Below are 4509 nucleotides of genomic sequence, written 5' to 3'. Positions count from 1 at the left end.
CGAAGGATTTGGCGAAGATGCTGCGCACCTTCGGTAAGTTCACGTCGAAAATGACGTCAATGGCGGGCGACTTCCGCAAGCAGTTCGATGAGGCTTTGAAGGAAGCCGAGTTGGACGATGTCCGGAAATCGGTCAACGACTTGCGCTCGCTCAATCCGAAGAACGAAATCCGCAAGGCGTTCAACCCAATGGAGAAGGCCGCGGCCGACGTTCGCGCCGGTATGGACTCCATCATGCGGCCTTCGACGCCGGCACCATCGACGCCCGCTCCGACCGAAGCCTCGGCTGTTGAACCGCTCAAGACCGGTGCGACGGCGGAACCGGCCGCTCTGACCGGCGAAGCGCCGAAGGAAGCATCGGCCTTGGCGGCATCTTCGTCGGCTCAGCCGGTTGAAGCTGTGGCACCTAGCGCTCCTGTCGCGCCGGCGGCACCCTTGGCTACACCAAGCACGGTGGCTGCTGCGCCGGCTACAACAACCGGTGCTGCCGCAGACCCTGTGAAGAAGGTGCGCGCGCCGCGTGCGCCCAAGGCTCCCACTGCGTCAGGCTCGGACGCCTGTGAAGAAAACCGCTGCTGCTTCCACCGGCATGAATGGAGCGGCGGTTGAAAAGCCGGTTCGCGTTCGCAAGCCCAAAGAAACCGGAACCGCCACGTGACGACGTCGAACGACGAAATCGAACAGTCCTCGGCGCCGTTGCTCGATCACCTGATCGAGCTGCGTTCGCGCCTGATTTGGGCCATCGGCGGCTTCTTTGTCGCCTTTCTGATCTGCTTCTTCTTCGCGCAAAAGCTGTTCGACCTGCTGGTCATCCCCTTCAAATGGGCGACGATCTGGGCCGGTCTGAATGATGGCCGCGTCGAGTTGATTTATACGGCGCCACAGGAATTCTTCTTTACGCAGATCAAGCTCGCTATGTTCGGCGGCCTGGTTCTGTCGTTTCCGATGGTGGCCGCGCAGATCTACAAGTTCGTGGCGCCCGGCCTCTACAAGAACGAACGCGCTGCCTTCCTGCCCTTCCTGATCGCGTCGCCTATCCTGTTCCTGATGGGTGCGGCATTGGTGTACTTCTTCTTTACGCCGATGGTGATGTGGTTCTTCCTTGCCATGCAGCAGGTGGGACCGGGACAGGACATCCAGATTTCGCTGCTGCCGAAAGTGTCAGAATATCTCAGCCTCATCATGACGCTGATCTTTTCCTTCGGCCTTGTTTTCCAGCTGCCGGTGGTCACGACGCTTCTGGCGCGCGTTGGTCTGCTGACGGCGGAGTCGCTTGCAGGAAAGCGCAAATGGGCGATCGTGCTGGCCTTTATCGCGGCCGCCGTTCTCACGCCGCCGGATCCGGTCAGCCAGATCGGCTTGGCGCTTCCGACGATCCTTCTTTACGAAGCCTCGATCTGGATGGCTCGGTTGATCGAGCGCAATCGTGCGAAGGAGCAGCAGGTTCGCGACGAAGCGGCAGCTGCCGAGGTCGTTCCAGCCGTTGTCAATCCGGATGACGTTAAGCCGGCGTAACGGCTTCGTTGATGAGTGTTTGCTGATTGAAGGGGCGTCGAAAGGCGCCCCTTTTGTTATCTCGGTCTTGCATGGGGGCGGCGCGCGGTTTACGCCCGGCTGAAATAGTACCGGACGTTCTGACATGCTCGACATCAAGTGGATTCGCGAAAACCCGGCCGTTCTCGATGCTGCTCTGGCATCGCGTTCGGCCGCGCCCCAGGCCGAGGCCCTGATTGCTCTGGATGAAGCGCGCCGCGCCCATCTCGGCCGGCTGCAGGAAGCGCAGGAGCGTCGCAACGCCGCGTCCAAGGAAATCGGCAATGCGATGCGGTCCGGCGATTCCGCCAAGGCCGAGGCGCTGAAGGCTGAAGTTGCTGATATCAAGGCCTTCATCCAGGGCGGCGAAGCGGAAGAGCGCCGGCTCGACAACGAGCTGAACGACGCGCTTGCCAACATCCCGAACTTGCCGCTGCCGGAAGTGCCGAAAGGCAAGGACGAGCATGACAATGTGGAAGTGCGCCGCTTCGGCAACGAGTTGATCGAGGCACGCAAGGCCAACATGCCGCCTAAGCCGCGCGAGCATTATGAGCTCGGCGAGGCGATGGCGCTGATGGACTTCGAGGCGGCGGCGAAGATTTCCGGTTCGCGCTTCACGGTGCTGAAAGGCGATCTGGCACGGCTGGAGCGGTCGATCGGCCAGTTCATGCTCGACCTGCACACAACCGAGCACGGCTATACGGAAGTGCAGGTGCCGCTGATGGTGCGCGACAATGCGCTGTTTGGAACCAACCAGCTGCCGAAGTTCGAGGAAGACCTGTTCTTTACGCCACACGGCGAAACGCGGCTCGGCCTAATCCCGACGGCCGAGGTTCCGCTGACCAACCTCGTGCGGGAGCAGATCCTGAATCAGGAACAGCTGCCCTTGCGCTTTACGGCGCTGACGCCATGCTTCCGCTCGGAAGCCGGTTCGGCGGGGCGCGACACGCGCGGCATGCTGCGCCAGCATCAGTTCAACAAGGTCGAGCTGGTGTCGATCACCGATGCGGACAGCTCGCTTGCCGAGCATGACCGCATGACCGACTGCGCGGAAACCGTGCTGAAGAAGCTCGAACTGCCGTTCCGCACGGTGGTGCTTTGCACCGGCGACATGGGCTTTGGTGCGCGCAAGACCTATGACATCGAGGTCTGGTTGCCCGGTCAGAACACCTATCGCGAGATTTCGTCCTGCTCGGTCTGCGGTGATTTCCAGGCCCGCCGCATGGATGCGCGTTATCGCGTCAAGGACGAGAAGGGCACGCGCTTCGTTCATACTCTGAACGGTTCGGGCACGGCTGTGGGCCGTGCTCTGATCGGCGTTCTCGAGAATTACCAGAATGAGGATGGCAGTGTCACTGTTCCGCAGGTGCTTCGCGCCTACATGGGAGGCAAGGAGCGGATCGGCGGCCGTTGAGTTGCCAGTCAAGCCGCCAGCGGGACAGGCTTCGGGGATAGGCTTAGCATGCGCATTCTTCTGACCAATGACGACGGCATCCATGCCGAGGGCCTTGCCTCGCTTGAGCGGATCGCTCGCACGCTGAGCGATGACATCTGGGTCGTGGCACCCGAGACCGATCAGTCCGGCTTCTCGCATTCGCTGTCGATTTCCGAGCCGCTGCGCATGCGCCGCATCGACGATCGCCATTACGCAGTGCGCGGTACGCCGACCGATTGCGTTATCATGGGCGTGCGCAACCTCATGCCCGAGCCGCCGGATCTGATCCTGTCCGGCGTCAATTCCGGCTCCAACGTCGCCGATGACGTGACCTACTCCGGCACGGTTGCGGGTGCGATCGAGGGCACGCTGCTCGGCATCCGCTCGATTGCTCTCAGCCAAGGCTACACCTTCGCCAATGATGGCCGCGTGGTGCCGTGGAACACGGTTGAAGCGCATGCGCCGGCGCTGTTGAAGCGGCTGATCGACATCGACCTGCCGCAGGGCGTTTTGCTCAACGTCAACTTTCCGAACTGCCAGCCTGACGCAGTGCAGGGTCATGTCGTGACGCGGCAAGGCAAGCTCGTTTACGGCATCACGGTTGATGCCCGAAACGACGGTCGTGGCCTGCCTTACTACTGGTTGCGCTTTGGACGCGGCGAGACCGAGATCCCGGAAGGGACGGATCTGCATGCCTTGCGCTCCGACCACATTTCCGTCACGCCACTGAAGCTTGATCTCACGGCCTATGAGTTCCAGGACCTCGTGCGAGATGCGCTTCAATGACACCCGACGCGCTGGATCGCGAAGGCTTTGCCGCATTCATGCTGCGGCTTCGGGGGAAGGGGCTGACGGACAAGACCGTTCTGTCCGCCTTTGAAGCCACGCCGCGCCGCGGTTTTGTGCCGAACCAGTGGCAGGACCATGCCTGGTCGGACCGGATGTTGCCAATCCCTTGCGGCGAGGCGCTGGAAGGCGTCGACATCCAGGCGACGGTCATTTCCGCGCTCGATTTGACCAGCAGCGTCCGCGTTCTCGAAATCGGCACAGGCACCGGTTACACGGCGGCAGTCATGGGCCGCCTGTCGGGCCGCATTCTTTCGCTCGATCGCTACAAGGCCCTGGTTCAGCAGGCTCGTGCCCGCCTGGAAGCGCTCGGCATCGGCAATGTGCTTCTTCGTCAGGCCGATGGCGCGCATGGCGTTGCTGCCGAGGGTCCGTTCGACCGGATTATCTCCTGGGCCTCCTTTGACGAACTGCCGCGCGGTTTCGTGGATCAGCTGTCGAGCGGCGGCGTGATGATCGCACCGATCGGGCCGCCCGACGAGCCGCAGATGCTGGTGCGCCTGACCAAGACTGGCAGCCGTTTCGAGGAACAGGAAGTGGGGCTGGTGCGACTGCAGCCGATTGCCCACGGCATGGCGGAAGCGCTTTGAGATCTTCTGCTAAAACTTGCTGACAGAACCGCTGAATTAACCGGCCAGTAACGCTAATCGCGCTTAATACACTCCATAGTTTGTAACGGGTGGGTGCGGGTCGGTA

Annotated in this window: 5 protein-coding genes; all 5 read left to right on the top strand. The window is 61.8% G+C overall.

Annotated elements, in window-relative coordinates; genetic code table 11:
* A partial coding sequence (locus RTX98_RS18810; RefSeq protein WP_312798354.1) for a twin-arginine translocase subunit TatB occupies positions 1-608 on the top strand: 608 nt, incomplete at its 5' end.
* A 45-nt stretch (positions 609-653) separates the two neighbouring features.
* Positions 654-1514: a twin-arginine translocase subunit TatC gene (tatC, locus tag RTX98_RS18805; RefSeq protein ID WP_312798352.1), complete on the top strand. Its 861-nt coding sequence runs from the start codon at positions 654-656 to the stop codon at positions 1512-1514.
* 124 nt (positions 1515-1638) lie between these two features.
* On the top strand, positions 1639-2946 hold the full coding sequence (gene serS, locus RTX98_RS18800) for a serine--tRNA ligase (RefSeq protein ID WP_312798350.1): 1308 nt from the start codon (positions 1639-1641) through the stop codon (positions 2944-2946).
* 48 nt (positions 2947-2994) lie between these two features.
* On the top strand, positions 2995-3753 hold the full coding sequence (surE, locus tag RTX98_RS18795) for a 5'/3'-nucleotidase SurE (RefSeq protein WP_312798348.1): 759 nt from the start codon (positions 2995-2997) through the stop codon (positions 3751-3753).
* Complete coding sequence (locus RTX98_RS18790; RefSeq protein ID WP_189502306.1) at positions 3750-4403, top strand: protein-L-isoaspartate(D-aspartate) O-methyltransferase; 654 nt, start codon at positions 3750-3752, stop codon at positions 4401-4403. Before surE ends, RTX98_RS18790 begins: the two co-directional genes overlap by 4 nt.
* Positions 4404-4509 lie beyond the last annotated feature (106 nt).

This window comes from Tianweitania sp. (assembly GCF_032053605.1).
In the GTDB taxonomy this organism is placed as follows: domain Bacteria; phylum Pseudomonadota; class Alphaproteobacteria; order Rhizobiales; family Rhizobiaceae; genus Tianweitania.
The sequence above is the reverse complement of the archived record's forward strand: the minus strand, read 5'-3'. Positions and strand labels throughout refer to the sequence as shown.